Below are 1866 nucleotides of genomic sequence, written 5' to 3' on the forward strand. Positions count from 1 at the left end.
CGTTGTGATGGGTAGGGGAGCGTCGTGTGCCGGGTGAAGCAGCCGCGGAAGCGAGTTGTGGACGGTTCACGAGTGAGAATGCAGGCATGAGTAGCGATACACACGTGAGAAACGTGTGCGCCGATTGACTAAGGGTTCCTGGGTCAAGCTGATCTGCCCAGGGTAAGTCGGGACCTAAGGCGAGGCCGACAGGCGTAGTCGATGGACAACCGGTTGATATTCCGGTACCCGCTTTGAAACGCCCAATATCGAGCCCATTAATGCTAAGGCCGTGAAGCCGTTCCGGACCCTTCGGGGAATGGAAAGTGGTGGAGCCGTCGACCCAAGGTGGTAGTAGGTAAGCGATGGGGTGACGCAGGAAGGTAGTCCAGCCCGGGCGGTGGTTGTCCCGGGGTAAGGGTGTAGGCCGTGTGATAGGCAAATCCGTCACACATTAAGGCTGAGACCTGATGCCGAGCCGATTGTGGTGAAGTGGATGATCCTATGCTGTCGAGAAAAGCCTCTAGCGAGTTTCATGGCGGCCCGTACCCTAAACCGACTCAGGTGGTCAGGTAGAGAATACCGAGGCGTTCGGGTGAACTATGGTTAAGGAACTCGGCAAAATGCCCCCGTAACTTCGGGAGAAGGGGGGCCATCACTGGTGATCGGATTTACTCCGTGAGCTGGGGGTGGCCGCAGAGACCAGCGAGAAGCGACTGTTTACTAAAAACACAGGTCCGTGCGAAGCCGTAAGGCGATGTATACGGACTGACGCCTGCCCGGTGCTGGAACGTTAAGGGGACCGGTTAGCTCTGTTTCGACAGGGCGAAGCTGAGAACTTAAGCGCCAGTAAACGGCGGTGGTAACTATAACCATCCTAAGGTAGCGAAATTCCTTGTCGGGTAAGTTCCGACCTGCACGAATGGCGTAACGACTTCTCGACTGTCTCAACCATAGGCCCGGTGAAATTGCACTACGAGTAAAGATGCTCGTTTCGCGCAGCAGGACGGAAAGACCCCGGGACCTTTACTACAGTTTGATATTGGTGTTCGGTTCGGCTTGTGTAGGATAGGTGGGAGACTTTGAAGCCGTGACGCCAGTCATGGTGGAGTCGCCGTTGAAATACCACTCTGGTCGTGCTGGATGTCTAACCTCGGTCCGTGATCCGGATCAGGGACAGTGTCTGATGGGTAGTTTAACTGGGGCGGTTGCCTCCCAAAGGGTAACGGAGGCGCCCAAAGGTTCCCTCAGCCTGGTTGGCAATCAGGTGTTGAGTGTAAGTGCACAAGGGAGCTTGACTGTGAGACCGACGGGTCGAGCAGGGACGAAAGTCGGGACTAGTGATCCGGCGGTGGCTTGTGGAAGCGCCGTCGCTCAACGGATAAAAGGTACCCCGGGGATAACAGGCTGATCTTCCCCAAGAGTCCATATCGACGGGATGGTTTGGCACCTCGATGTCGGCTCGTCGCATCCTGGGGCTGGAGTCGGTCCCAAGGGTTGGGCTGTTCGCCCATTAAAGCGGTACGCGAGCTGGGTTTAGAACGTCGTGAGACAGTTCGGTCCCTATCCGCTGTGCGCGTAGGAATATTGAGAAGGGCTGTCCCTAGTACGAGAGGACCGGGACGGACGAACCTCTGGTGTGCCAGTTGTCCTGCCAAGGGCATGGCTGGTTGGCTACGTTCGGGAGGGATAACCGCTGAAAGCATCTAAGCGGGAAGCCTGCTTCGAGATGAGTATTCCCACCTCCTTGAGAGGGTAAGGCTCCCAGTAGACGACTGGGTTGATAGGCCGGATGTGGAAGCCCAGTAATGGGTGGAGCTGACCGGTACTAATAGGCCGAGGGCTTGTCCTCAGTTGCTCGCGTCCACTGTGTTAGTTCTGAAGCAA

General features: G+C 56.5%; 1 rRNA gene (only partly in view). It reads left to right on the forward strand.

Annotated elements, in window-relative coordinates:
* Positions 1-1831: ribosomal RNA gene (locus ACF09E_RS35680) — 23S ribosomal RNA — on the forward strand; it begins 1366 nt to the left of the window's first position.
* Positions 1832-1866: the final 35 nt, after the last annotated feature.

This window comes from Streptomyces sp. NPDC014891 (genome assembly GCF_043081085.1).
Taxonomy (GTDB): Bacteria; Actinomycetota; Actinomycetes; order Streptomycetales; family Streptomycetaceae; genus Streptomyces.